This is a genomic window from Bradyrhizobium betae, from assembly GCF_008932115.1.
GTDB lineage: Bacteria > Pseudomonadota > Alphaproteobacteria > Rhizobiales > Xanthobacteraceae > Bradyrhizobium > Bradyrhizobium betae.
The window spans coordinates 175074-201858 of record NZ_CP044544.1 but is presented as its reverse complement, the minus strand read 5'-3'; the positions used below and the strand labels follow the sequence as shown (position 1 = coordinate 201858).

At 57.4% G+C, this 26785-nt stretch carries 26 protein-coding genes and 3 pseudogenes; 5 read left to right on the top strand and 24 right to left on the bottom strand.

Translation table 11 applies throughout. The annotated features are described in order from the left end of the window. The first annotated feature begins 2 nt into the window (after window positions 1-2). Window positions 3-881, top strand: coding sequence for a LysR family transcriptional regulator (locus F8237_RS35455; RefSeq protein WP_100554950.1), 879 nt, complete (start codon window positions 3-5; stop codon window positions 879-881). Window positions 882-944: 63 nt separating this feature from the next. On the opposite strand, the gene F8237_RS35450 is transcribed toward F8237_RS35455, so the two are convergent. From F8237_RS35450 to dsbD, 9 genes are all read right to left on the bottom strand, one after another. Next, entirely contained in the window at window positions 945-1943 is a 999-nt protein-coding gene (locus tag F8237_RS35450; protein WP_100554951.1) for a c-type cytochrome, read from the bottom strand. Continuing rightward, entirely contained in the window at window positions 1940-2692 is a 753-nt protein-coding gene (locus tag F8237_RS35445; RefSeq protein WP_244626180.1) for a c-type cytochrome, read from the bottom strand. The genes F8237_RS35450 and F8237_RS35445 overlap by 4 nt, the downstream gene beginning before the upstream one ends. 99 nt (window positions 2693-2791) lie before the next feature. Further along, on the bottom strand, window positions 2792-4237 hold the full coding sequence (locus F8237_RS35440) for a bifunctional metallophosphatase/5'-nucleotidase (RefSeq protein ID WP_100554953.1): 1446 nt from the start codon (window positions 4235-4237) through the stop codon (window positions 2792-2794). A gap of 296 nt (window positions 4238-4533) precedes the next feature. After that, window positions 4534-5535, bottom strand: a complete 1002-nt coding sequence (locus F8237_RS35435; protein WP_100554954.1) for a substrate-binding domain-containing protein — start codon at window positions 5533-5535, stop codon at window positions 4534-4536. A gap of 9 nt (window positions 5536-5544) precedes the next feature. Continuing rightward, window positions 5545-6339, bottom strand: a complete 795-nt coding sequence (tetH, locus tag F8237_RS35430) for a thiosulfate dehydrogenase (RefSeq protein WP_100554977.1) — start codon at window positions 6337-6339, stop codon at window positions 5545-5547. 29 nt (window positions 6340-6368) lie between these two features. Beyond that, a complete protein-coding gene (locus F8237_RS35425; RefSeq protein ID WP_244626179.1) occupies window positions 6369-6803 on the bottom strand; it encodes a methyltransferase family protein in 435 nt (144 codons plus the stop codon). 85 nt (window positions 6804-6888) lie between these two features. Then, window positions 6889-7575, bottom strand: a complete 687-nt coding sequence (locus F8237_RS35420; RefSeq protein ID WP_371412395.1) for a L,D-transpeptidase — start codon at window positions 7573-7575, stop codon at window positions 6889-6891. After that, the gene (locus F8237_RS35415; protein WP_100554956.1) at window positions 7576-8214 is read right to left on the bottom strand and encodes a DsbA family protein; all 639 of its coding nucleotides are present in this window, start codon (window positions 8212-8214) and stop codon (window positions 7576-7578) included. It abuts the gene before it with no gap. A 30-nt stretch (window positions 8215-8244) separates the two neighbouring features. Then, the gene (gene dsbD, locus F8237_RS35410) at window positions 8245-10071 is read right to left on the bottom strand and encodes a protein-disulfide reductase DsbD (protein WP_244626178.1); all 1827 of its coding nucleotides are present in this window, start codon (window positions 10069-10071) and stop codon (window positions 8245-8247) included. A gap of 100 nt (window positions 10072-10171) precedes the next feature. On the opposite strand from dsbD, the gene F8237_RS35405 reads away from it, so the two are divergent. From F8237_RS35405 to F8237_RS37415, 3 genes are read left to right on the top strand one after another with little or no spacing between them, the layout of a single operon-like run. Then, window positions 10172-10837, top strand: a complete 666-nt coding sequence (locus F8237_RS35405; protein ID WP_100554957.1) for a response regulator — start codon at window positions 10172-10174, stop codon at window positions 10835-10837. Continuing rightward, window positions 10834-11445: a sensor histidine kinase N-terminal domain-containing protein gene (locus F8237_RS37420; RefSeq protein ID WP_338025209.1), complete on the top strand. Its 612-nt coding sequence runs from the start codon at window positions 10834-10836 to the stop codon at window positions 11443-11445. The genes F8237_RS35405 and F8237_RS37420 overlap by 4 nt, the downstream gene beginning before the upstream one ends. A 47-nt stretch (window positions 11446-11492) precedes the next feature. Continuing rightward, entirely contained in the window at window positions 11493-12179 is a 687-nt protein-coding gene (locus F8237_RS37415; protein ID WP_338025208.1) for a sensor histidine kinase, read from the top strand. 36 nt (window positions 12180-12215) lie between these two features. Here the strand turns inward: F8237_RS37415 and F8237_RS35395 are convergent. The 10 genes and pseudogenes from F8237_RS35395 to F8237_RS35345 all read right to left on the bottom strand — a co-directional run bounded on the left by F8237_RS35395 (window position 12216) and on the right by F8237_RS35345 (window position 22112). Continuing rightward, window positions 12216-12987, bottom strand: a pseudogene (locus F8237_RS35395) (sulfite exporter TauE/SafE family protein). A 2-nt stretch (window positions 12988-12989) separates the two neighbouring features. Further along, a complete protein-coding gene (locus F8237_RS35390) occupies window positions 12990-13436 on the bottom strand; it encodes a YeeE/YedE family protein (RefSeq protein ID WP_100554959.1) in 447 nt (148 codons plus the stop codon). Further along, the gene (locus F8237_RS35385; protein ID WP_100554960.1) at window positions 13433-13855 is read right to left on the bottom strand and encodes a YeeE/YedE family protein; all 423 of its coding nucleotides are present in this window, start codon (window positions 13853-13855) and stop codon (window positions 13433-13435) included. The genes F8237_RS35390 and F8237_RS35385 overlap by 4 nt, the downstream gene beginning before the upstream one ends. 12 nt (window positions 13856-13867) lie before the next feature. After that, entirely contained in the window at window positions 13868-14272 is a 405-nt protein-coding gene (locus F8237_RS35380) for an ArsR/SmtB family transcription factor (protein ID WP_100554961.1), read from the bottom strand. Between the two features lie 72 nt (window positions 14273-14344). Further along, window positions 14345-15486, bottom strand: a protein-coding gene (locus F8237_RS35375) for an IS3 family transposase (RefSeq protein WP_100554962.1) whose coding sequence is annotated in 2 segments (ribosomal slippage) — window positions 14345-15222 and window positions 15222-15486 — 1143 coding nt in all. Because the reading frame shifts where the segments join, the coding sequence is not laid out codon by codon here. A 63-nt stretch (window positions 15487-15549) separates the two neighbouring features. Next, window positions 15550-16062, bottom strand: a pseudogene (locus F8237_RS35365) (IS110 family transposase); the annotation flags it as partial. A gap of 174 nt (window positions 16063-16236) precedes the next feature. Continuing rightward, window positions 16237-17076 carry a universal stress protein gene (locus tag F8237_RS35360; RefSeq protein ID WP_100554963.1) on the bottom strand — a complete coding sequence of 280 codons (840 nt, stop codon included), beginning with the start codon at window positions 17074-17076 and terminating at the stop codon, window positions 16237-16239. A gap of 70 nt (window positions 17077-17146) precedes the next feature. Beyond that, the gene (locus F8237_RS35355) at window positions 17147-17794 is read right to left on the bottom strand and encodes a hypothetical protein (RefSeq protein ID WP_100957187.1); all 648 of its coding nucleotides are present in this window, start codon (window positions 17792-17794) and stop codon (window positions 17147-17149) included. A 7-nt stretch (window positions 17795-17801) separates the two neighbouring features. Next, window positions 17802-20957, bottom strand: a complete 3156-nt coding sequence (locus tag F8237_RS35350) for an efflux RND transporter permease subunit (RefSeq protein WP_100957189.1) — start codon at window positions 20955-20957, stop codon at window positions 17802-17804. Window positions 20958-20960: 3 nt separating this feature from the next. After that, the gene (locus F8237_RS35345; RefSeq protein WP_080890809.1) at window positions 20961-22112 is read right to left on the bottom strand and encodes an efflux RND transporter periplasmic adaptor subunit; all 1152 of its coding nucleotides are present in this window, start codon (window positions 22110-22112) and stop codon (window positions 20961-20963) included. A gap of 95 nt (window positions 22113-22207) precedes the next feature. Here F8237_RS35345 and F8237_RS35340 point away from each other — a divergent pair, with 95 nt between their 5' ends. Then, window positions 22208-22843, top strand: coding sequence for a TetR family transcriptional regulator (locus F8237_RS35340; protein ID WP_043854939.1), 636 nt, complete (start codon window positions 22208-22210; stop codon window positions 22841-22843). A 182-nt stretch (window positions 22844-23025) separates the two neighbouring features. Here the strand turns inward: F8237_RS35340 and F8237_RS35335 are convergent. The 5 genes and pseudogenes from F8237_RS35335 to F8237_RS35320 all read right to left on the bottom strand — a co-directional run. Then, a pseudogene (locus F8237_RS35335) lies at window positions 23026-23340 on the bottom strand (transposase); the annotation flags it as partial. 272 nt (window positions 23341-23612) lie between these two features. Further along, window positions 23613-24437: an IS5 family transposase gene (locus F8237_RS35330; protein ID WP_024585216.1), complete on the bottom strand. Its 825-nt coding sequence runs from the start codon at window positions 24435-24437 to the stop codon at window positions 23613-23615. Between the two features lie 127 nt (window positions 24438-24564). After that, window positions 24565-24690: a hypothetical protein gene (locus F8237_RS37315; protein WP_019200211.1), complete on the bottom strand. Its 126-nt coding sequence runs from the start codon at window positions 24688-24690 to the stop codon at window positions 24565-24567. A gap of 623 nt (window positions 24691-25313) precedes the next feature. Continuing rightward, window positions 25314-25943 (bottom strand): SRPBCC family protein, encoded by a 630-nt coding sequence (locus tag F8237_RS35325; RefSeq protein ID WP_019200212.1) that lies wholly within the window; start codon window positions 25941-25943, stop codon window positions 25314-25316. Continuing rightward, complete coding sequence (locus tag F8237_RS35320; RefSeq protein ID WP_019200213.1) at window positions 25943-26785, bottom strand: XdhC family protein; 843 nt, start codon at window positions 26783-26785, stop codon at window positions 25943-25945. Before F8237_RS35320 ends, F8237_RS35325 begins: the two co-directional genes overlap by 1 nt.

Below are 26785 nucleotides of genomic sequence, written 5' to 3'. Positions count from 1 at the left end.
TCATGACGCTGGAACAGCTTCGTATCTTCATCGCGGTTGCGGAAAAGCAACATGTCACACAGGCAGCGAGCGAATTGAACCTGACCCAATCAGCAACGAGCGCCGCGATCGCGGCGCTCGAATCGCGTTATGGTATCAAGTTGTTCGACCGTATCGGCCGAGGCATCGTGTTAACGCAGACCGGGCGCGACTTCCTCGACGAAGCCCGCGCTGTCGTGGCGCGAGCCAAAACAGCAGCGCAGGTACTGAATGACCTAGCCGGGCTCAAACGTGGCGCGTTGGCCATCGCAGCCAGCCAGACTGTTGCAAACTATTGGCTACCGCCGCGCATCCAGACTTTTCACATGTCTTATCCTGGTATTAATCTCAACATGACGATTGCAAATACAGAGCAGGTCGCACGTGCCGTCCATCAGGGTTACGCAGATCTTGGGTTTGTGGAAGGTGAAGTCGACGATGCCTCCCTTACTATCAGCAAAATGGATGGAGATTCGCTCATCGTGGTCGTTGGAACGAAACATCCATGGGTTGGTCGAACAAAAATTGCACCGAAAGACCTTTTGGCAGCCGATTGGGTATTGCGAGAGTCCGGCTCCGGCACGAGATCGATGTTCGAAACAGCGCTTCGGAAATTCAAAATCAAGCTATCCGATCTTCGACTCGCGCTAGAACTTCCGTCCAATGAAGCCGTACGCGCCGCGGTTGAAGCCGGCGACTGCGCCACCGCAATTTCAGACCTGGTTGTGAGAGCTTCGGTTACCGCCGGGACGCTTCACCGCGTTGAGATTGATTTACCGCGGCGGTCGTTTTTCTGGTTACGGCATAAAGAGCGATATGCGAGTCAGGCGGAGAAGGCATTCATTGCCTCCTTACGTGCCTAGGAGGCGCGGAAACGGGCTTGGATACCGAATTGGCAGCCTCGCGCATAATAGCCGCCATACAGATCAATTCTTAGCGGGTCCGGAAGGCACCGAATTCTGCCCGAGAACAATGCCGTTGACGGTTTGTCCGTACATATCCATCGGCGAATCGTGATGTTGCTTCCGAGTCTCAGCGACCGAACCTTTGAAGCGGGGGTCTTGAGGACGTTCCTGACTATCGATGTAAGACGCGACGTCCCATGCCTCTTCATCGGTGAGGGTATTACCCTGACTGAACGGCATATTCGCTTTGACGAATCCAGCGGCGTTGGTGATTGAACTCATGCCGGCGCCCCAGTTGAAAGACTTGGCGCCCCACAGCGGCGGAAAAACAACCGAACCGTCCGTCGCGTTCTGCCCTTGACCATCGGCGCCGTGGCAGAGCGCACATTTTTCCGCATAGACCTGCTGCCCGTGTGCGTAATCGAGCTTCGCGGGTTTAGCCAATTTAGGATAACCTCTTCCAGGCAATTCCGCACCGATTGGTGCCCCCTTGGCAAGATAATACGCGTAGCTTTCCAATGCGACCAAGACCTTGTCATTCAAGGCGGGAGCCTTTCCGTTCATGCTGTACATGAAGCAGCCCTGCATGCGCTCCTGGAACGTGTTCACATGTCCATTCTTCGCACGATAGGTCGGAAACGCCACGTAGGCCGCCCAGAGTGGGGCGGCATTGGCTAGGCGCCCCGCATCAAGATGACAGTTTGAGCACTGCAATGAGTTGCCGACGAATTCTTTTGCGTTGCTTTGCGTATCGTGAAAAATCTTTTCGCCCAGCCGAACCATGTCGCCGAATTCATTTTTTGGAATTTCATCTTCGCCTGGCGGCTTGAACACCACTTTTTGACTTTCGTGTTTTTGTGCGACGCTGCTTGCGACGGGCTTGGCTGCCTGCACCACCGCAGGTTCAGTTTTCTTGGGCGTATCGCTGTTTCTGGGCAGCGTATAGCCGATGAACCCCGCCAGCCCCACGAACAGTATGCCTGCGGCCCACGCGGCTTTATCTGGCTTATGCCCGCTCATAGCTTCGATCCTTGCGGCGTTGTTGACGGTTTAGCAGCCGGCAAAGTTGCATAGTAGGCTGCGACGGCGGCAACCTGCTTATCATCCAACTTGCTGGCGATCCCTGTCATAAGATGCAAAGGATCGCTCGTTCGCGTTCCGTCTTTCCACGCCTTCAATTGGCTCGTTATATATTCGGACGATTGACCCGCCAGTTTCGGGAATGTCTTGCCGACACCCTGTCCCATAGCGCCGTGACATTGGCCGCACCCCGGCAGTCCCTTCGACCAGTCGCCGCGGCTCGCTAAAGCAGCGCCAATCGCAATTGCCTTGTCGTCAGCCTTTTTCGGCTCCGCTACCACCGCCGTTGTGAGTCCGGCATAAAAATTCGCGACGGCCTGACGTTCGTCCGGCGTAAGCGCCTTTGCGATCGGATGCATCGTTTCATTGTCGCGCTTCCCTTCCGCAAATGCATTGAGTTGTTGAACAAGATACTGGCTGTCCAGACCCGCTAACCTCGGATATGCGGCGTCGGGCCGGCCTTCTCCTTGCTCGCCATGGCAAGCGGAGCACGCAGGCGCATCGCGGCCATTGCCATTCGCGGCGATATTCTTGCCGTCGAATGCCCGCGCCGGACCAGAGTACAGTAGCGCCAGGAAGAGCAGTGTGATGCAGACAATCACCACCGGCAGCACGATCGCTTTTTCGGCAACCTGGCGCCCGTCCAACGCATGCGGGAAATGCATCTCAACCCAGGGTGTGCCAAGCAAGCTACTTCCTCCGTAGTATCGGGCCGTTGTTGTTTTGCCCTGCTCATGCAGGCGATCATGCACTGAAATAATCTGGAATCAACTTTGCAGACGGCATCCTTACGCAGCTATAAAACGCCCGATTCCCTCTTTTGTGCCGGCCTTGCTTTCTTTTAGGTAAGCGACGAGAGCCTGGATTGCCCGAACGGGAAGGTCCCTGCGATTGCGCCCGAACTGCTTTGGTACGCCCTGCGCCGTTACGAACGCCGCTCTATAGGTCTCGCCAGCGAGGACAGGCGCGCCTCGCCTGAAGATATGCTCGATCCGCTGACCTGGCGGATTTTCCAGCTTGCCGTAAATGGTCAGCCCCCGAAATCGCTTGAGGTATCCTCCCATCTGTCCGAAGGGATCCGCTGAAAACGTTCGCTCAAGGTTTTTCTCCATCATTTCCTGAATCTCGGTACCCGTCAGATCGACCGTCGACACCGGTGGATTGGTGGGGATGATGTTCCACAAATCATTCATCGTAATGAGGCCAGGCGGTATCGGTGCGCCGTATCGCCACCCGTTCGAAAAGGCGATATCCGTATCGCCAGCGGTTGCTATCGCGGCGAGTAGAAGATCGTCCATCGGCGCATATAGATTAGTGTCCCGATGCAAGCCAACGGCCGTCTGCCCGACGACCTCATTCAACATCTCTCGATGCGGCTTCATCACACCTTCGATACGCGCGCTCATCTCAGCATCGTCTGCGATCGACTGATCGACAGGGATCAGGCGATGTCGCCAACCAGCAATTTTTCCATCCGCGACAGTCAGATCAAGTCGACCAACGAATGATCCATGGCACCCAGACTGGATGATAAGCGTATTTCCGATGCGGGCCGGCTGTTCGAGACGGTTGTGGGTATGACCGCTCACGATCACGTCAATGTCTTTCACCACATGAGCAACGCGGATATCCTGCGGGAGGCCAAGGTGGGAAAGGACAACAATCAGTTCTGCGCCCTCGTCGTTGCGCAAGCGACTGATTTCGGCGGGCAATTCTTCGCACCCTGACGTAAAGCGCACTCCCTCGCTGAAGTAGGGCGGCATACTCTTGTCAATGATGGTCGCGGCGATGCCGATTATGCCGACGCGAAGGCCACCTCGTTCGATTACAATCGATGCCGGAAAGTACAATTCGCCGGTTTCTACATCGTAGCAATTGATCGCAAGCATCGGGTGATTCAGCTGGGCAGACAATGCGCGCCAATGGCGCGGTCCCCATGCAAACTCCCAATGCGCAGTCATGGCATCGAACCCCAACGCATTGACCAGCGGGACGAGTGCAGCACCTTTGCTGCTCACTACAGGATACGTCCCGTGGAACGTATCGCCGTTGTCCAAGGCAAGAACCGATCCATGGCCCTCTGCCCGAGCGCCCTTTAAGATAGACGCGATACGCGCGTAACCTCCCATGATGGGATATGCGGCGGTATCGCCATGCCACATCAGTTCGGGGTGAGCCTCCAGGTAGCCATGGGTGTCGTTGACCTGGATGATCGTCAGATTCCGGGCGTCCATGGAAAGCTTTCATTTTGAAAAACGTTAAACGATTGGGCTGGGAGCTCTTGTCAGACGTTATTTCAAACGAGATCAGTCGGAACTAGTTCCGATATGAGAGGGTGAGAATAGCGGGAGGTCGGAGATGGTATGGCAGATCGCGAAACGACTCCCATTGAGCGAACGGATGTTGAGGCGAGAGGGGCTGTCGTCGGTCACAATGTTCGCTATGTGTTTCTGTGGGGCACGATCGCCGCGGCGGCGATGATGATCTTCCTATATTTTATGCTGCTTCACAGTCGCGCTCCTGGTTGATCTCATTTGCCCGCTGCTTCATAGCGTTTGAATCCGTACCGCTCGAAAATGGTGAGAGCTGCAGGCGATTTGATAAACTCTAGCCATGCTTTGGCAGCGTCAGGATGCGCCGCGCCGTGAACTTCCGCCCCAGCATAAATGGCCGTTGTGTTCTGCTCCGCCGGAATTTCGACGTGTGAGATCGGGTGGCCGACTTGCTCCTGAAAAACGGCCTCGGATTGCCAGGTCACGCCCGCGTCAGCTACGCCTTGGATCAGAAATAGCGGCGTCTGCCGGTGATGGATATGGGTCAGCACGGTACTGCCGTCCTTCACCTTGTCCTCGTACACGGATTTGACCAGCTTTTCTCCACCCGCCTTTTGCAACGACGCTTTGATCTGGCGGGCAATCCCCTCGAACTCCGGATTGGGCATTGCCAGCCGGACCTTGGGCTGCCCGAGATCAGCCAGACTCTTCACCTGAGCGGGGTTGTCTTTCGGCACCATGATCGTCAACGTGTTGGTCACGTAAGGCACCGCAGGCGGGACCAATAATCCGTCATCGATTAACTGCTTGACCTTCACAAGGCCGGCAAAATAGGCATCCGGCTTGGCGGTCCACGTCATATTACCCGAAGTGATCGTTCCGCCGGCCTTCATTTGCTTGACGAGTAAGCCCGGTGGAATCGTCTCCCAGTAGATCTTGCCTTTGTATTCCTGATGCTTCTCCTCAAACGCCTTCACAAGTGGCGCCATCGCGAAAAAGTAATTGCCGCCAACATACAGAACCAGCTTGGGATCCGTTATGTCGCCGTGAAAATCCGCCAGACTGTTAACCTCCGGAATGGTGAACTCGAAACCCCGGTTAACGGCATCGTTATTCTCGCCCTTTTGCCACGGAGGGAAAACATCTCCCTTGTAGTGCGGAGTTTCGGCCTGCCCTCTCCAACCCTCGCTGGCCAACGAAATGACTGGTGTTGCTGCGCCCAGTGCAACCAAGCTTGCAACGATTGCTTTTAAAATCATGGTCGCTCCTTATTTGGCGTAGTGGAAGCCGGCTCGTTGCAACTCGGGTAGCGTCCCAACGGCGCCCGGCGTGAGCACCACCCCGGGTAGAAGATGATTCGTTAGCTCCGCCGCGAGTTGCTCGTGATTCAGCTTGTCGGGGTTACTCTCGGCCTTGAGGAGTGCGGCTGCCTCCTCCCATATTGCATTGTGGCAGGACAGAAACACGACGCCCCGTCTCATCAATATCGGAATTGAATTGTCAGCCGGTGAGAATACGCCGTTGGCGTCCTCAAAATTCTTCGCATCCGCTTTGGCAGCAGACGATTCCTTGATCAGGGTGTTTGATTTGAACTTCTGTCCCGCAAGCTTCGTCAGTTGATATTTTTCCCAGGTCGCGTCGTCAAACAATGCTAAATGCGCCGTTCCATGGGTCGCCGACACCGCCAGGAAGTCGGGATGCTTGAAGGACCACACCTGCGCATTGATCGAATTGCGCATCAGGTTGAGCCAGGGGCTGCCAATCTCCGTGTTGTCCCAGACCTGCTTGTACGGCGCCTTGTACGAAATAACGGCGTTAAGGGCCTCGGCATCCCACTGATCGGTCTCCGTCAGAATCATGGGAACGGTCTTGAAATCCCTTCGCCTCGTCAGCTTGTCGAGTTGATCCGATAACTTTTTTAGATGATGCCCGTCCGATGGAACGAGAACGGACCCGTCAGCCTCCTTCGCCGACGCTTGATCTATTGCAGAGAGGCTCATGGCACCGGCAATAGTTCCCAGCCCCAACGCTTGCATCGCGGTTCGTCGTCCAATCATGGTCATTCTAATTCTCCAGTAGCCCCACACGGCGTTCAGATGAGCCATCTCGGGACCCGAGATGCATAGTCGATCCACTCCTGACCAAAACGCGCCGCGAGATGACGCTCTTCACGGCGAATGGCCAGTCGATCCACGGCGAGCGCAGAAACAACGCCCAAAAGAACAAACCAGAGATTCCCGAAAGCGACCCCGACACCCGCCATCAAAGTCGCGTTACCGACGTAAATAGGATTGCGGGTGAAACTGAACGGCCCCGTGGTCACAAGCCGGCCTGCGGCGCGATGAGGAAGAATGTTGGTTTGACGCCGTCTCATTGTCAAAATGGCGCATAGATCGAGTGCGATGCCAACGGACGCAACGACGAACCCTGTAATCCGTATCCAGAGATCGCTCCGGACAGGTAAAGGGACAATAGACCAAGTCCGAGACTCGCAACCATGGCTATCGCCAAAATGAGAGGCGGCCACGGCACAGAATTTGGACTTTGACTTTCATCCACGATCATCTGGGCTTCCATGCCTGCTAACGAACCGGCGCCAAGGCCGAGGCGCATCACCGAACCACGACCTTCGAACCGTCAGGCACCCGGCTGTAAAGATCAATAATATCCTGATTGACCATTCGAATGCAGCCGGAAGAAACTGCTTTTCCGATGCTCCAAGGCTCGGTCGTGCCGTGAATGCGAAACAGCGTATCCTTGCCATTCTTGAAAAGATACAATGCGCGCGCGCCTAACGGATTTCGGGCACCCCCATCCATGCCTTTCTGCCAGGGTTTGTAGCGGGCAGGTTCGCGTTTGATCATGTCGCTGGTCGGTGTCCAGTGCGGCCACTTCTTCTTGTATTCGATCGTCGCAGTCCCCGTGAATTCGAGACCCGCTTTCCCGACGCCGACACCGTAGCGCAACGCTTTTCCATGTTCTCGCACCAGGTAAACAAAGCGCTCGTGCGGATCGACGACGATTGTTCCGACCTGCTCACGGGTCGGAAAATCGACCACCTGCCGAAGGTATTTGGGATCGATGTCAGCGACGTCGATGGCATCCACTTTGTACGGTTCATTGGTGGTTGCGGCGTAAGCCTGGGCAGCAGCCGGATTTGCCCGCGGTGAAAACGCCACCGGCGCCGGCGTAGACGACGTTGTGGTACATCCAGCCAATAATGCTATTCCGGCAAAAACCATTGCGGCGTTGCCGGCCCATCGGATGCGGGCGAGCGAGTTCGTCACAAGTCGTGACATTTATTTTTTTGCCTGGGCACGAGCGTCCGCCACCGCACGCTTGAAACCGTCATAGGTCAGGGCAGACGTCACCCTGTAGTGACCGACAAGATAAGCTGGCGTTCCCTGCAATCCCAACGAATCGGCCTGGGCGAGGTTACGCCGAAGCAACGCGGTGATCTCATCGCCATGCGCTTTGAGATCAGCGTCAAGCTTGTCCATGTCGACGCCGGATTTGCGAATCGCCGCAAGCATCTGATCTTCGGGAATCTTCGGACCGGGAATCGACATCAGCGCGGCGTGGACGGCGGCGTATTTGCCTTGATATTTGGCGGCCAGCGCGAGCTGCGCGCCATAAACGGATGCTTTGGTAAGGATCGGCCAGTCCTTATAAACAAGGCGAATATGGCCATCTTCCTCCACAACCTGCTCCAACGCCGGCTCGGCTTTCTTGCAGAACGGGCAGTTGTAATCGAAGAAGGTCACGATCGTCAGATCGCCTTTCGGATTTCCCGCGGTGGGAGTGGCCGGATCGTTTTGGATGGCCTCGGCGGACGTGTCGGCATCCTGCGCGAATGCGTGAGAAACGGCCATCGGCATCAAGAGAGCCAATGAGAGGATCAAACGAGCTGCAAAATTGTTCGGGCGTGTGGCGGACATGATGTCTCTCCTCGGATAAAATGGACTGTTTCAGGACGGTTGAAGCTGATTGAGCCGCTTCAGGAACGTGGCTGAATCGACGGGGCCGACGATTCTCGCCCCGGCAATTTCCTTGCTGTCTCGCGCGCCAAGGAAAACAACCGTGGGTGGTCCGACAACGCCGAACCTTTTCATCAATGATCGTGTATCTTCGTTGTAGTTGGTGGCGTCCGCACGGATCAGCGTGAAGTCGTTCAAACGCGCCAATACGGCTGCGTCTGAGAAGACGGTGCGATCCATGACCTTGCACTCGACGCACCACTCGGCTGAGAAATCGAGCACAACGGGCTTGCCACTCTGACCCGCGCTTGCAATCGCCGCATCGAGCGCCTGCGACGTCGCGACGGTCTCGAATTTAGCCGCGTGCGCGGCGGTGATTGTTGCGAAGGCGGGAATTCTGGTGAGCTGTCCCAGCAAACCGAACGAGCCTAGACCGGGGGAAACCATCAGAAACGCACCAACGCCGACTGAAGCCGCGCCCGCAAAGGCAGTCCATTTGCGCCATGCTTGTCCTCGGGTTCGGGCCCGTAGCTGTGGCGCCGCCAGGTAGATGCCAGTTCCGGCGAGGCCCACGCCCCACAGGGCTAGCATGAGCCACGTTGGAAGAACGCGCGAGATCACCCAGATCGCCACTCCGAGGAAAACGAAGCCAAACACGTGCTTCACACGTGCCAGCCACGGGCCAGATCTGGGCAAAATGCTTGCGCCAAACGTCCCGAATGCCATCAACGGCAAACCCATCCCGATGCCCAGGGCGAACAGTGCTGACGCTCCACGCCACGCGTTTCCGGTCTGAGCGACATAGACGAGGGCCGCGGCCAGGGGCGGCGTTACGCACGGGCCGACAATCAATGCAGAGCCGAAGCCCATGATCGCAGCCCCGCCAAGTGATCCGGCGCGGCGGCTACCGGCGCCGACGATGCGGCTCTGCCAGGCCTGCGGAAGCTGCAGGTCAAAGAGGCCGAACATCGACAGCGCGAGCACGACGAAAATTGCGCTCATTACACCAAGCGCGAGCGGCGTTTGAAGCGCAGCCTGCAGGTTCTGTCCGGACCAAGCGACCACCACTCCCAGAGATGCGTAGGCAAGCGCCATCGCCATGACATAGGCGGCTGACAGCATAAAGCCGCGTCGGGCCGTCAGCTTCTCGCCAGACTGCGCCAGCATCCCCGACAGGATCGGTATCATCGGAAACACACACGGCGTGAAGGCCAACAGCAAACCAAACCCCACAAAGGCGGCGAGCATGGAGATAAAACTTCCGCCGAGCTCTGGCTGTTCCGGCTCCGCATCGATGGCATTCGCATGAGATACGCTTGGACGTTCCAAAGCCGGATCGGAAATCCAATTGCTGTTCAACTGTGCTGGCGCCGACGTCCGAGCGGCCGGTTCGGCAACCGACAGCGTTTTCAAATCGACAGTCTTGGTGACCGGCGGATAGCAAATTCCTTGCTCTGCACACCCCTGAAAGGAGACCACAAGCGTGTTCAGACCGCTTGCCGATTCCGCAGATACGGTAGCGCGCGCCTGCCGGTGATATATTTCCGTCCTACCAAAAGACGGGTCGTCTTTCATGTCGCCGGCAGGAGTACTCACCTTAATCGGAACACCTTGCTGGCTCGTGACAGTGATTCTGTCACGATAGAGGTAATTGCCTGGCGCGATCACCCAATTAAGAACCAAGGTATCTTGCACTCCGCGCGCAACGTTTAGCTGGAAAGCCTTGTTAACAGCCGGCGGGCTTTGCGCCTGCGCGGAGGCAGCCATGACCGTAAACAGAAGAAAGCCGAAGAACGTTTTCAGGCAGGCGTTTGGCATGACATTCCACATAAAAAGGTGGAGTCTGGCTTCGCCGCCCTACCTTAAGGCAGCCTTAAGGCTCGCCTGTGACGTACCGATTTGGTGAAGCGAGGACGTGATGCGAATTCTGGTTGTCGAGGATGATCCCGTCCTACTGGACGGCTTGAAAGCTGGCCTGAGCCTGGCGGGCGCCACCGTTGATGCGGTGACCTCTTGTGCTGACGGCTTGGAGGCCTTGGCGACGGCATCATTTGATGCCGTGGTATTGGACCTGATGCTGCCGGACGGTTCCGGACTTGATTTTCTGTCTGGCATTCGCGCGGCAGGAAACGCAACGCCCGTTCTTCTCCTGACCGCCCTTGACGAAGTCGTTGACCGGATCAGAGGGCTGGACGCAGGCGCAGACGATTATTTGGGGAAACCGTTCGATCTGGACGAACTCGCCGCCAGAGTACGCGCCATCGTGCGGAGAAAAGCAGGCCGTGCCGCGCCGCATCTCGCATACAACGGGATCACGCTTGATCCGGCGACACTTGCCGCGACCGCGGCCGGAAGCACCGTAAGCCTGTCACGTCGCGAATTTGCGCTTCTCTCCGCGTTGATGGAGCGACCCGGAGCGATCCGCTCCAAGAGCGACCTTGAGGATCGTCTATACGGCTGGCAGGACGAGATCGGAAGCAATGCCGTCGAGGTACATATTCACAACCTTCGCAGCAAACTCGGGCGCGACATCATCGAGACGGTGCGTGGCATAGGGTATCGAATGCGAGACGCCAAATCATGATTACCCGTTCCATGAAAGGTCGCCTTTTCATCGTGCTCGCGGTCGCAACGGGTATAATCTGGCTATTCGCAAGCGCATGGATATTTTTCCAGACCCGCAGCGAGGTTGAACATGTGCTTGACACTCGGCTCCAGGAAGCGGCCCGCATGGTTAGCTCGCTGGCCATCAACGGTGACGCGGTTCCGTCGCGTACCTCGCGATCCGACGTGCAAACGTTACCTGAGACCGCAAGCTATGAACGTCAATTATCGTGCCAGATCTGGTCGCTGGATGGTCGGCTAGTTGCACGGTCAAGCGGCGCACCGAACGAAAGTTTGGGTAATGAGGCTGATGGCTTCTCCGACCAGCAAGTCGGTCGCGAAACGTGGCGCGTCTATGCCATTTCCGATTCGGCCAAAGGCATTCGCGTGCTCGTCGGAGATCGCCTCGGGCTACGTGAACGGCTTGTCACCGACCTCATCAAAGGCTTGCTCTGGCCTGCGATGTTGATCGTTCCGTTGCTCGGGCTTCTGATCTGGATGGTTTTGGGACGGGGATTGCGACCGCTTCAACTCATGGCTGCGGATTTGAAAAATCGAAGCGTCGATGACATGACCCCCTTGATGTAACCCGAACGCCTCCGGAGCTGGCTCCGCTCGTAAACTCCCTGAACTTTTTGTTTTCAAAGCTGGAAACCGCTCGACGCCACGAACGCGAGATTACGGCATTCGCCGCTCATGAATTGCGCACGCCGCTTGCCGGACTGAAGACGCAAGCGCAAGTCGCCATTGCATCGCAAGATGCTGAGGTGCGAACAAGAGCGTTGCGCCTCATTGTGATTTCAGTTGATCGAACTTCCAGGCTGGTGCGCCAATTGCTGGCAATTGCGCGAATCGACGCACAGGATGGCGTCCGACGGACCGACGACGTCAACCTCGGTCAAATTCTTGACGAAATTATATCGACCGACCCGCCCTCAGGGTCAGCCAACGTCGTCTTAAGTCTCGCGCTCTACGATCTCGGTTTCGCGACAAATCGAGATCTTCTGTCGTTGGCGTTGCGAAACCTTCATGAAAATGCAATTCAGCATATCAAGCACAACGGCACCGTGAAGTGGGACGCTGTCCGCGTCGGATCCTCCATCACGATTTCCGTCGATGATGATGGCCCCGGTATCCCAGATTCCGAACTGCCACTTGTGACATCGCGATTTTTTCGCGGTCGTCACAAAAGTCCTTATGGCAGCGGCTTGGGGCTTTCGATCGTTCAACTCGCGGCTGACAAACTTGGGGCGAAGCTCGCGCTGAAAAATCGGAGTGATGAAAACGGCCTTCGCGTCACTCTTTCATTGTCAACTTTATAGAAAGCAAGATGTCGTCGCCATTCGGAACGGACTTCGCTATGAAAATAGCGACTGCCCGCTTTTGTAGAGTACGTAGACCGCCACAACAAAAATCAGAGACGCAAATACGATATTCAGGGCGCTCTTGAATTGCGAGAGATGGCCGGCAAGTCGCATTCCGATCAACCCTCCGACAAACCCGCCACATGTGAACTCAGCCGCGACTGTCCAATCAATGAGGCCGGACCAAGCATAGTTGATCGCTGTTGTCAGCCCGAAAGCACCAACCGCCAGCAACGACGTCCCTATCGCGTTGATCATCGGCATACCGGTAGCGAAGATTAGCCCGGGCACGATCAGAAATCCCCCGCCGATTCCGAAAAACCCGGCGGCGAGGCCGACGACGAGGGCGGTGGCGCCTGCCAACCACGGCCGGCCATTGTCGTTGGCATTTGACACCGTATTGGATCGCTTCGTCCGTAACATGAGGCCACCGACCACGAGCATCAACAGACCGAAGAGAAACAGCAGCCGGTCACCGTTGATAGCCTTGCCTACACTCGACCCCGCGAATGCGCCGATGCTGCCGACGACGGCGAATATCAGCGCATTGCGCCAGCGAACGGTGCCTTTACGCGCATAGTTGGTGAAATTCAGAAACGCGTTCGCCGCCACAGCAAGGGCACCGGTGCCAATGGCCAGATGAGGCGGAGACAAGCCGACCACATAAAGCAGCAGGGGCGTAGCAAGGATAGAGCCACCGCCGCCGGAGGCCCAATGAAAATCCAACGAGGCTACCGGAGCCAATCGCAAGACCGCCTGACCACATCGTCACTGTGCTGCTTGCCGGTTCTGACGCGCCTTGAACAGGTGGTCATGCGCGGCCACACCGGCGATCATTGCAATCGTGAAGACAATGGTCGCCGGGATGCCCAAGCTCAGCGATGCGATCGCAGGGCCGGGACATAGACCGGAAATTCCCCAGCCAATCCCAAACAATCCGGCACCAATGAGGAGAGGTGAATCGATTGAAGTCGTGGTCGGCAAATGAAACGCGACATCCAATGCAGGCGCCGTCATAGTTCGTGAAATGATATAGCCGATGGATGAAACGGCGACCGCACCGCCAAGCACAAAAGCAAGGCTGGGATCCCATGCGCCAAAGATATCGAGAAATCCGCGAACGCGCGCGGGGTCGAGCATACCGGATAATGCCAAGCCGAACCCGAAGATCACACCGGACGCCAAAGAAACCAAATTTCGCGCAAGAAGGTTCATGTGATTCCGAACTTTCTCATGACGAATACCGTCGCGATCCCGGTGCACAGAAACACGACGACTGCCGTGAAAGACCGCGGCGAAAGGCGTGCAAGGCCGCATACGCCGTGTCCGCTGGTGCAGCCCGATCCGAGGCGGGTTCCAAAGCCGACAAGCAAGCCGCCGACGACCATTAAACCCAATGTTGTTGTCACTTCGATCTGTGGCCAGACGCCGAACCACTGCCGGTAGACCAGCGGTCCAAACAGCAGGCCCGCCAGAAACAGGATGCGAGATATGCTTTCAGCACTGACATGCTGGATAGCACCGGAGACCATGCCGCTGACGCCGGCGATGCGACCGTTAAGAACCAAGAGGATCGCGGCGGATAAGCCGATCAGCTCTCCCCCGATCAACGACTGCAAATAAGTCTGCTGCATCTTAATTCCTAGTCATTTTCCGGAACGCCGTGCGACCTGCGCGAAAACGGCGGCCTGTACCGAAGCTTTCGTCCGGACGGGAATCTTGAAGGGCACTGACAAATGCGAGTCCTCGCAAAAAATCTGATGCAAAGCCGCAATCAAATGCCCAGCTTTGGCATCTGCGACGCTATAAATACGGACTTGGAGGACCCGCCGCGCCTGAACGACTCCCGCTTCTCTGAGGTCAGCAAGTTGTTGCGACAGAATCGGCTGTTTGATGCCTAGCTTGTCTTCGAGCTCCGAGACAGATTGTTCGCCCTCGACCAGCGCGCAGGCAATCATTAACCGATTGGGATTGCTCAGACTTCGCATCAAGTCCGCGGCCTGTCGGATATTGAGTTCAATCGAGTCAGGTTTGTTGGCCACCATTCTCATGATTCGCTCCACGTGGCTCCTTCGAGCGCGTCCAAGGGTGACCGGCCCCCACTGAGTGGTCCGATTGGAATGTTAGTTTAGAGATTGCATTTTGACTACCTCCTTTGGTGCTGGCCAAACGAGAGCCTCGGGTGCCGGTGGTCGATATCCCAGCGATGAGTGCGGACGCACCGTGTTGTAGTGGTGTCGCCAGTTTTCAATGACGATCTGCGCTTCCTTCAATGTGTAGAAGATCTCGCCGTTCAGCAGTTCGTCTCGCAGCTTACCGTTGAAGCTCTCGCAATAGCCGTTCTCCCAGGGGCTGCCCGGTTCGATATATGCAGTCTTTGCTCCGACAGCCGCGATCCAGTCCCGAAGTGCTTCGGCGACAAACTCAGGTCCGTTGTCCGATCTGATGTGTGTTGGAATGCCCCGCGAGACGAACAGCTCGCAAAGGGCCTCAATCACGTCAGTCGCTCTCAGCCTGCGTGCGACACGGATGGCCAGGCTCTCACGGCTGAACTCGTCGATGACGCACAGCATCCGGAACGCCTTGCCATCGTGGGTGCGGTCGGCGACGAAGTCATAAGACCAGACATGGTTGGGCCGCTCCGGCCGCAGACGGATGCACGATCCGTCATTTAGCCACAGACGCCCACGTTTAGGCTGTTTGGCAGGGACCTTCAGCCCCTCACGTCGCCAGATCCGCTCGACACGCTTCTTGTTCACCGTCCAGCCGGCCCTGCGAAGCAACGCCGTAATCCGGCGATATCCGTAGCGACCATATTGACGAGCAAGCTCGATGATGTCGGCAGTCAAAGTCGCCTCATCATCGGGTGTCGTTGGGATCTTGCGCTGCGTCGATCGATGTTGACCCAGAACCTGGCACGCCCGTCTCTCGGAGATGTCAAGCTCAGCTGTTACATGATCGACGCACGCTCGGCGTCGGGAGGGGCTTAGAAGTTTCCCTTTGCGGCCTCAGCCAGGATCAGCTTGTCCAGCGTCAGATCCGACACCGCTCGCCGGAGACGATTGTTCTCGGTCTCCAGTTCCTTCAGCCGCTTCACCTGATCGCCCTTCAGGCCGCCATACTCATTGCGCCATCGATAATAGGTGACTTCCGTCACGCCTATCGCTCGGACTGCGTCTGCCACCTGCCGACCCTGTGCCATCAGCACATCAACCTGTCGAAGCTTCGCAACGATCTCTTCAGCTGTATGCCTCTTCCTTGCCATCGATCCTATCCTCCACCGCAAAACCATACTTCAGGGAGGACCACTTCAAAGGGGGCAGATCACTATCAATTCCCGGATACGGGCCTCAAACCTTCCACGGCTCACTTCGCCGACCTTCAGCCCGTAGCCACGCAGAATGCCGCGGATGCTGAGTTCGACGTCGAGAAGCTTGCCCTGCAAAAGCTTGCGTCCAATAAGAATAGCCCGGGTATCCTTGCAAGGCACCGATTTCGCGTGAACCGGGCGGTACCACCCCATCCGCAGCAACTGGGCGATCCCGCGCGCATCTTTCCGGTCGGTCTTCACCGTCATGGCCGACAGCGCCGCCTTCACGTGCCGCGTCTCCAGCAACACGGCATCGCGTCCGACGGCGACAAGCCCCGCATGCAGCCATTGCGATAACGGCCCGGCTTCGAGCCCAATGCGGCTGACAGCCAATCCCAGCTCGTCAAAATAGCGGACAAGCGCCTCTGGCTCGCTGGCGATCTTGACCTCGCGGACGATCGTTCCGCTCGTATCCACAACGCACACGCTGCTCTCTTTCAGTGAGACATCGATTCCCACATAATGCTCCATGGCTGTTCCTCTCTTGATGCTTGGAGCCGATCGCTCGGACTCCGTTCCAACACCATCATTCTGAGGGACAGCCACCCATGCTGGCTAGGCTCGCGAAGGCCGGCCCATTACGGCATCTAACACCGTTGTTTTTAATACTGAGGATAGGATTGGCGGGCAACGCAATCAGCATATTCAGTGAGAGATTAATATTGGGATGGTCACCGACTTGAGCAGAGATCGCGTCACGCCCCCGAAGACAATCTCGCGCGATCGCGCGTGGCTGTATGCGCCAAGCACAATGAGGTCCATATTATTGCGATCGGCATAATTCGAGATAACATCAGCAATGGACGATCCGTTAGAATCAATCTGCTCGACCGTAACATTGGCTCCATGTCTGCTAAGATAGACCGCAACATCTGCACCAGGCTCTTCACCGTGCAACGGATTTTTCGCTGAATCGACCACAACGACGGAGATTAATTGGGCTGCCGTCAGCAGCGGCAACGAATCCGAAATCGCGCGCCGGGCTTGACGGCTGGCGTTCCAAGCCAGAAGCACGCGCTCTGCGATGGTCCCGGCCTTCCATCCATCAGGCAGGATGAGAATTGGAACACCGGTAGCAAGCAACAGCGTCTCAGCCGACCAGCCACTAGGCAACCCACCCGGCGGCGGATGACCCGTGATCACCAGATCAGCATGCAGAGAGTGTAGTTTGGCATCATCGGCATCAATTTCACGGACGATACGGAACTCAAAGCTGATATCCGCCCGCTTCGTGGCTATACTAAAGTTTTTGCTTGCGGCCTCGGACATGGCGATCTCTTTCGCTTTGTGACGTTCGATAAGCCGCCGTATAGCTTCCCTCCCCCTGACATAAGAATCTGCAGGATCTATCTGCCAGCCCGACGGGACAGCGAAGATACCGATGAGATGCGAACCGTGACGAAGAGCCAGCTCCACGGCGTAGCGAGCGCGAGTTGCGCCAGTCCGCGACGGATCCAGGAAGACAACGATGTTCTTGAGAGCCATTGGCTAGTGCACCTCTAATTCGCGGACACGGCTAAGAATACTATTTCAAGACAGACCGATGCGGTGATGCTCATCGCTCTTCCTTCAGGGAGAGGCCGTATCCGGTCATTGAGATGCCCTGAAACAGCGTATCGAAAGCTAGAATGAGTGCGGCCGTCGTCGGCATGGCAAGAAACCATGCACAGAAGATCCAGAACGCGCTGAGTATGGCGACGCACCCGGAAGACAGAATCCATGTTGCGCCGTCCTCCGGCGAAGCTGTCAGGCCTATCCAGATTCGAGCTATTCCGGATGCCACCAAGAAAGTGCTTAAAAAAATCAACGTCGAAATACTTGTGAGGTTCTCGTCCGACGAAAGCGCCACTCCTGCAAGGATGCAAGGTATCCCATTCATCAGCCAGTCGATGTAGATGTCGCCTCTTGCGATCTTTAGAACAACTAAAATCATGATTATGCCACTGAATATGGCTGAACCGCCGCTAAAATGCTCTTGGCCCGGTTGAACCGCGAGGGCGTCGGCAAGGGCAAGAGCGCTGAATGTAGTAAGGATGCCGCCGAGAACCATCAGCCTCAGCCAATCCATCTCGCGACGGAATCTGGCTCGAAACATCCGACGATAGTGCTCAAATGTATCTGATACGTCGCGTTCGTGCGATATCGTCCAAGACCGAACAAATCGCCTGAGCTTGATCAGACCATTCGGGGCCATGATGAACATCCTCGCTTCACGAACCGACGACGACATCGGCGCTATGCGCAGTCTTGGACTTTCTGAACTTCGCTTTGAGCTTTTCGCGCAGAGTCTGGAATGTGACGTACAGCATGGGGATCAGGAAAATCCCGAGCGTGCTGGCAACCGTCATACCGACGAAGACGGGCGTACTGACGTTACGGCGAGCGATCATCGAGGCTCCATCCGCCCAGACGAGCGGGACCAAGCCGAGGATGAATGCGATCGACGTCATCATCACCGCGCGGAAGCGAAGTTTTGCTCCGAGCTCGGCAGCTTCCTTGATGCTGAGACCGAGCTCGCGCTGTTCCTTGGCGAACTCGACGATCAGGATGCCGTTTTTGGCGGCCAAGGCGATCAGCACGACCAAGCCGATCTGCGCATAAAGATCGAGGGTCAGTCTCGCAAACAGGAATCCTAGGAAAGCGCCGAGAACACCTATCGCCACCGACAAGAGTACGGGTACCGGAATGGTCCAGCTTTCGTAGAGCGCGACAAGGAAGAGATAAGCGAAGAGCAACGCAAGCCCAAGAATAATTGTCGTCTGTCCCTCGGCCTGCTGTTCCTGATAGGCGGTCCCCGTCCATTCGAAGGCATAGGCTGGCGGCAATGCCTTTGCCGAGACCATCGCCATCGCTTTCATGGCTTCACCGGAGGAGACACCGGGGGCCGGCGAGCCGTTCACGGTCACGGACCGATAGTTGTTGTAACGTGTGATGACAGCCGGTCCGGTGACTGTCCGAAGCTCCGCAATCGACTGGAGCGGTACCATGGCGCCGCCGGCACTGCGGACATAGATGTCCCATAGTGCCGGAATGTCCCTGCGGTTCGTTACGTCACCCTGAAGATTGACCTGCCAGGTGCGGCCGAAGAGATTGAAGTCATTGACATAGGAACCTCCCAGCGTGGTCTGCAGCGCAGCGAAAATGTCTCCGATCGCGACACCAAGCGCCTGCGCTTTTTCGCGATCGATATCGAGGAAGAGCGAGGGCGCGTTCGCCCCGTAGGTCGTGAACACCCGCCTCAGTTTCGGATCCTGGTTGGCTGCAGCGACCACTCCGTTTGCCAGGTTGCCGAGCGTCGCTGGCTCTGCGCCTTCCAGCGATTCGAGCATAAACTCGAAGCCGCCGCTGGTCGAAAGCCCCACGACCGGCGGCAGATTGAAAGGAAGCACGGTCGCCGTTCGAACCTGCTGGCCTGCGACGAACATCTGTCCAATCAGGACTTGTGCCTTATCCGCCGCGGCAGTGCGCTGTTCGAACGGCTTGAGTTTGGCGATGACGAAAGCGTTGTTGCTGGCGGCAAAGCTGTCCAGCAACGAATAGCCAATGACAGCGACAACATCCTGGACCTGCGGTATACCCGCCAGAATCTTTTCGACGTCGCGAACGGATTCGCTCGTGCGCGCGACCGATGCGCCATCCGGCAATTGTATGTTGACGAAAAATGCGCCCTGATCCTCTTCCGGCAAAAGTCCAGTCGGCGTTATCGAACCGAGGCTGACAATGCCTGCGCCGCTTACCAGCACGACAACGATGGAGAAAGCTGAGAGCCTCAACGACTTTCTGACAATGCGTGCATAGCCGTCACGCAAACCGTCGATCCGACGACCGATCCAGCCCATCACACCGCGCTTGGGGCCACCATGCCGCACAAACACGGCGCAAAGCGCGGGAGAAAGCGTCAACGCATTGATCGCGGAGATCAACATCGAAACGCTGATGGTAACAGCGAATTGCCTGAACAATTCACCGGAAATGCCGGGGATAAAGCCGATCGGCACGAAAACGGAAAGAAGCACCAGCGTGATCGCGATGATGGGCGCGGTCACCTGCGCCATGGCCTTCTTGGTCGCCGCGACGGGTGAAAGCTCCGGCTCCTCTTCCATGACGCGCTCGACATTCTCGACTACGACAATAGCGTCGTCGACGACGATGCCGATGGCAAGAACCAGCGCGAGAAGCGAAACGGTGTTAGCGGAGTATCCCAGCGCCAGCATCACGGCAAAAGTGCCGACGAGACTGACCGGGACCGCGATGATGGGAACGATGGTTGCCCGAAGATTGCCAAGAAAAATGAAAACGACGATCGCGACAAGGACGAACGCTTCGACGAGCGTGTGAACGACTGCCCTGATCGTGTCGTTCACGAACTCCGTGGAGTCGTACATAACGCGAATCTTCAAGCCGTCCGGGAATCGGCGCTGCAGCACTTCGAGTTTCTTGTTGATCGCAGTGGACGTCGCCAGCGCGTTGGCCCCCGGTGACAGGAAAATAGCGATTCCTATCGCCGGGTTGCCATTGACCCGGGCTTCGGCATCTTCGTTTTGCGCCCCCAATTCAACGCGGGCGACATCGCTGATGCGTAGCACCGATCCATCGGCATTGGCGCGCAATAGGATCTCGCCAAATTCTTTCGCTGTGGTCAGCCGCCCTTGCGTCTGCACGTTGAGCTGAAAGCGCTGGTCGTCGGGGACGGGACGCGCGCCGATCCGACCTACCGGCGCCTGCACGCTCTGGGATTGGATCGCACGGATCACATCCGATGGTGCCAACCCAAGACTCGACAACCTTTCCACATCGAACCAGATGCGCATCGAATAGTTCATGCGACTGAACAATTGCGCCGAGCCGACGCCTGGGGTTCGGGACAACTCGTCCAGCACGTTGATCGTAGCGTAGTTCGTCATGAACAATGTGTCGTGCTTCTGCGCAGGACTATAGACGGAGATGAACTGCAGAATGGACGAAGATTGCTTTTGAACCGTGAGGCCGAGCGCCCGCACCTCGGGCGGAAGCTGGGCAAGGGCGGTCTGAACCCTATTATTGACATTGACTGTATTGATGTCGGCGTTCGTTCCGAGGGCAAAGCTGACGGTTAGGGTGTAGGAGCCATCATTGCCGCTGGTGCTCTTCATGTAGAGCATCTTATCGACACCGATCACCTTCGACTCGATCGGCTGTCCCACAGTCGCTTCCACAACCTCGGCAGACGCGCCGGGATAGATGCCGGTCACCCGGACCTGAGGCGGCACAATATCGGGAAGTTGGGCGACTGGGATGCGCATCATCGCGAGCCCGCCTGCCAGCGTCATCACGATGGCGATCACAATGGCAAGACGCGGCCTGTCGATGAAAAGATTGGAGATCATGCCTTATCCCCGCTGGGCTGGTTTCGATGGCGGGGACAAAGCCTCTACCGGAGCGGGCGCAACCGGTGTATTCGGTCTCACGCGCTGAATTCCTTCAGCAATAACCCGCTCGCCAACCTGTAGCCCTTCGATGATCGCAGCCGTCGTTGCCGTTGATTGACCCAGTTTGATCCGGCGCTGTTGTGCGATGTCTTTTTCGCCGACGACATAAACAAAATCGCCCTGCTGATCGGTCAGCACGGCGGCGCGCGGGATAGCGACTACGTCGCGGGGCTTTACCGACTCCAGTACGACACGCACCAGTTCGTCGTTCACCAGTTCGCGTCCCCCCCTACCGGGCAAGGCGGGGTTCGGTACAATGGCGCGCAGGACGATCGTGTCGGTGTCGCGGGCCACGTTGATATCGATGAAGTTGAGCTTGCCGACCTGACCGTAAAGACGTCCGTCAGGAAGCCGCAAGCGGATACGAACAGCGTTGGAACCGCCGTCCGTGGCAAATCGCTCACGCAGTTCGAGAAACCGCGCTACCGAGATCGGAAAACTGACGTAGATCGGATCCTGGCTTACGATGGTCGCGAGGGCACCCGACGCGGGCCCCACGACGTTACCAATGGTGAAGGCGGTACGTCCGACGCGACCATCGATCGGGGAACGAATTTCAGTATAACCAAGACTGATCTCGGACTGACGCAACTGCGCTTGCGCCGATCTTAACTGTGCGGCGGCTGTTTTTTGAGCCGCCCGCGCATTGTCTGCCGAACTCTGACTTCCAGACGAACTCTTGAGCAACTGCTCTGCTCGATCGAGCGCGAGATTCGCGTTTTCCAACTGGGCTTGCGCCTGAGCTACTGCGGCGCGCTTTCCTTCGACATCCGCTTCAAAGGGCGCGCGTTCAAGACGAAAGAGAAGATCGCCCTTGCTGACTTCAGCACCCTCGACAAAAAGCTTCTCGTCGAGGAAGGCGGTCACACGGGCCGAAAGATCGACTCGGCCTATGGCCTGGATCCGGCCATTGATCTCTGTCGCTTCAGTAATCGCTTTTGATTCCACCGTCACAACGCCAACCATGGGCGGTCCTCCCGCACCTGTTTGCGCCGACACTGGCACGGCCAGAAATGTGCTGGCGATGGCGATTAGACGAAGGATGGGCGACATCAGGCATGATCCAGCATGAATTACGAGATTCTAGGCAGACCTATATACATACGAACCGTATGTTTGTAAATTAAAATGATAAGGAGACCGAATAGATGCGTCGAACCAAGGAGCAAGCGGCCGAAACCCGGCAGACGATCCTGAAAGTGGCGGAGGAGCTTTTTCTGGAAAAAGGCTACGAGAACGTGTCGCTCGACGAGATCGCCGGCGCGGCGGCCGTCACGCGCGGCGCCGTCCACTGGCACTTCCGAAACAAGCAGGGATTGTTGTTTGCGATCCGCGACGAGATGCGCCTCCCCATGCAGGATCTAGCGGAGCGGTTAGCGGCGGACACCACCCTCGCGCCGCTGACAGCGCTTGGCGATGTGATATCGAGTACATTTTCTTACTTGCAGGCGGACCCGCGACAAAGGCGGATTCTCAAGGTGCTTTTGCAGGTCGATTGGGCCTCTTCAGAGGATGATCCCGATAGCGGAAAGACTTTTCAGCATCAGTTTCGGGGTTCGCTCATCAAGATATTCGAAGCCGCGGAGAGAAATGAAGCTCTGCCCGCTCCCTGGACGCCGAAATCTGCTGCCATAGCGTTCAGCGCGATGTTGAACGGGCTGATCAACGAATGGGCTCGCGGACAAACCGATTTCGAGCTCGTGCCGGATGCAACCGCAATCGTGCGAACGGTCCTCGATGCATGGAGCACGCTCGCAAGATCTGCCTCAACCGTCGCATCCTAACCTGCGCCGAGCGTGGCGTAAAAGCTGGTAAGGCCGGTGACGAGACAGTGCGGCAGCCATGGGGCCATCTCATCAGAATCTTCGTATTCTGAAATGACCGGCTGCACACCGGAGGCTGTGGTGCCTCCGCGGATCGTGTTGGAATTTGGCGGAGCGGCCCCCGGCGGAATGAGATTATCGTTTCATGCGGCGAGGTAAATCTTCTTAGCGAGTTGCTTGGTAGCAAGCGTCCGCCACCCGTCGATCTTCCGCATTGAGATTTGGCCGGACGCCATCAGGGGCCAGAACAGCATGGCGGCGATTTCGGCCGAAGGCAGCACGGTTCTGCGTCTTGATCCGCCTTTTGAACTCTTCGTGCAGACGCTCGATCGCGTTGTCCGGGCGCTTTTCCACTGGCTCAGCGGCAGACGGGTGAAGCTGAAGAGGCGGTCGCCGGCCTCAAGGCTATCGGCGACGGCCCTGTGCCGGAACCTCCACTTGCGGACGAACGCCTTGCGCCCCTCGCGCTGTGCGTTCTGGCTGCTGAAAAATGGGTCTTGAAGGGCGATTTTCCTGATGCGCGCGGCGAGGTGAGCCAATCGATGGGGCGTAGAGGCCCTGCCTGCGTAGTTTTCGCTGTGGTTTCGTCTCATGTTTGAGAGCTATGCGGGATTTTCGGTGACGGGGTGAATCAAGCGGCGGATTTCTTTTCGGACGCGACTTCGATTCCGTCGCGGAATGTTACACCGTTGACGACCTTAGAGTCGGACTCGAAACGACGTGAACGAGATCAAGGTCTTGCCAGCCGCCGTGTGATGGTTCGGATGTGGGCGACGAGCACCCACGCGGTTGCGCTTGCGATGGTCGCCTCAAAATCCTTGGCGAGCCTGCGGCATCGACCAAGCCACGCGAATGTACGCTCGACGACCCACCTGCGCGGTAGAACCTCGAAGCCCTCAGCATGGTCGGATCGCTTGATGATCGCGAGCGTCAATTTTCCGATCTTTGCGAGAGCATTCCGCATCTTGTCCCCCGCATAACCACCATCGGCGAAGACGTGCCGCAGCCACGGATAGAGCCGGCGGATCGAAGCCAGTACGCGGGGGCCACCATCACGGTCCTGGACATCGGCTGGATGCACGAGGAGACCAACCAGATTGCCTTGCGTGTCGGTTACAATGTGGCGTTTGCGCCCCTTGATCTTTTTGCCGGCGTCGTAGCCGCGCGGGCCGCCGCTTTCCGTGGTTTTCACCGATTGGCTGTCGATGACGCCCGCCGTCGGGCTCGCCTCACGTCCAGCATGCTCGCGTGCCGCCATCACTAGCGTGTAGTTGATCGAGCTGAACCTGCCCTCGCGCGACCATCCATAGAAATAGCCCTGAACGGTCGAGTACGGTGGGAAGTCCTTGGGCAACTGACGCCATTGGCACCCTGTCGAGACCATGTACAGGATCGCATTCACCACGGCTCGCAAGTCCGTCTCACGCGGCCTCCCAATGCGGGATGGGGAAGGTATCAAAGGCTTCAGCAATCCCCACTCCGCATCCGTCAGATCGCTTGCATAATGCAGTCCCTCACGGCGATATTGTCGCCGGGTGATTTCAGTCCAGGCCATCGTGCTCTCCCTCGAATCTTCGCAAATCCGAAGGAATCATAAGCCACTGAAATCACTCAACCCTTTTTCAGTCAGCCTCTCATCGCAGATATGCTTTGTGAATGATTGCCGAGTAAGGCTCGCCGCTTTACGCAACGTCTGTTTTCAGCCCGAACGCCGGGATTTTGCGAATCCGGCTTTGCAGGGCAAGTTCGAATTGCTCCCATCCCAGCAGCGACCTTGCTGCCTTTATCTGCTGCGTGATCACGAGCATTTTTCCGCCCCCTTGGAAGCCGTTTCAGAAGCGGAGATTCGCTTGAGGCGAAAACCGCCAGGAGGAGCCGTTGCATATCCATGACGAATCATGCGCCGACATCTCTCAGGCGCGGGACTGCACGGGCACAAGCGCTCCCGCGGCACAACTCCGATGGACCCTTAAGGAGAATTCAATTGGCCGCTTGCACGCGCTTTTCGGCCTCGCGAGACTGCATGCGAAAGTGCTTCGGCGAGCAGCGTCAAAGCGATAAACTGATGCTGAGTGGTCATTGCGCCGACAGCAAACGCGCCTCTCACGGCCGTCGCCTGCCGCTCAGACTTATCTAGACCAATCGGCGCAGCGATACCGTTCGCCGTTGGATTCGCTCGGTTGCAGTCATGGCTTTGTGAATCAGTCATCACGCTGGCGACTCCTCGGTAAGTGTCCTATTCCGGCAACCTCTTTGCGGGTTGTTTTACGTCGCTTAAAGTCCACATCTCAAACGCAAGGGCCGGGGTTGACTGGAAGACTCATGCGAATCGTCGCGCCCTTCAGGCGACAGCAGGCGAGAACGTTGATGCTGGGTTTTGTTTCGGGTTCGGTGGAATGTCTACTTAAACAAGCCCCTCCCCTACCCTCGCTCATACTCCCGATGTGGATGAACAGATGAACATCATCAGCGGCTCGTTCTGGGCATGGGCATGACCGTTGATACAACACCAATGCGTTGCAATGATCACGCCCAGCATCACGGCGCCTGTCGCACCCACCATCTTCTTCAGCCAGCCGACTTTCTTCTTTTCCGCGGAAGCCTCATCCGCGGTTTCGACCGGACCGCCGACGATGCCGCTGAACTTCTCGAAGAACTCCCCTGCAAGCTTCGTGGCCGTCGCATCGATCAATCGCCCGCCGAGTTGCGCGAGCTTGCCGCCGATCTCGGCCTTCACGGTGTAATGAAGGATGGTTGCGTCACCATCGGCCTCCAGCTTGACCGCGGCGCTGCCTTTGGCAAAGCCGGCCATGCCTCCGGAGCCTTCACCGGTGATAGTGTAACCGTTCGGCGGATCGAAGTCGGACAAGGTCACCTTGCCGGTGAACGAAGCCTTCACGGGACCGACGCGCAGCGTGACCTTGGCGTTCATTTCATTGTCGGATGTCTTCTCGATGGACTCGCATCCGGGGATGCACTGCTTGAGCACATCGACGTCGTTGAGCGCGGCATAGACTAACTCGCGTGAAGCTTCGATGCGTTGCGAACCGTTCATATCCATCAGACATGTCCTTCTTCCTGTTGTTCCGCCCGCCGTTGTCCACGGCGGCGCACCTCGACCATCTCCGCAACGATCGACAATGCAATTTCATCCGGCGTGATCGCGCCGAGATCGAGTCCGGCCGGGGCCCGCAGAGTCTCCAGTTGCAAGGGCGGCACGCCCGCGGCAGCCAGTTCGTCCTTCAGCACGGCCGCCTTCTTGCGCGATCCGACGAAGGCGACATAGGTTGACTGAGCGGCCAAAGCCGATTTCAACGCTGCCGTATCACCACGCCCCTGAGTCGACACAACGACATATCGGTTGCCGCCGCTGTCCGCAGGGATCTCATAACCATCCACAAGCCGATCGGTATCGCCGAACAGCGCATGATCCGCGGCTGGGGCGCACACTGATACGAAGAATCCCATGCGCTGGGCGATGGCCGCGATCGCCACCGCCACAGGCGATGCGCCGCAGACATAAAGCTGCGGACGCGGCAGGATCGGTTCGACAAAAATATCCATGGTGCCGTGGCTCGGACACATGTTGTTGGCGTAGAGGACGCCGTCGTGTGATTCACCGGCTTTCAGTCCGTGTTCTTCCAGCACATCCTTCGGCTGCACGCTGATGAGGCGCGGCTGGCCGTCCGAGAGCGACTGCCGCGCCGCCTTCAGCACATTGGCACGTGCGCAACCCCCACCGATCCATCCGGCGGTCATGGTGCCGTCTCTGAGGATGACGGCCTTCGCGCCCGCCTTCGCTGCGGTCAGCGATACCGTGCGCACCACAGTGGCCAGCGCGAACGGCTCGCCGCGGGCTTTCATGTCGTTGACGATGTCGAGGACATCGGGTGCGAGCGTCAT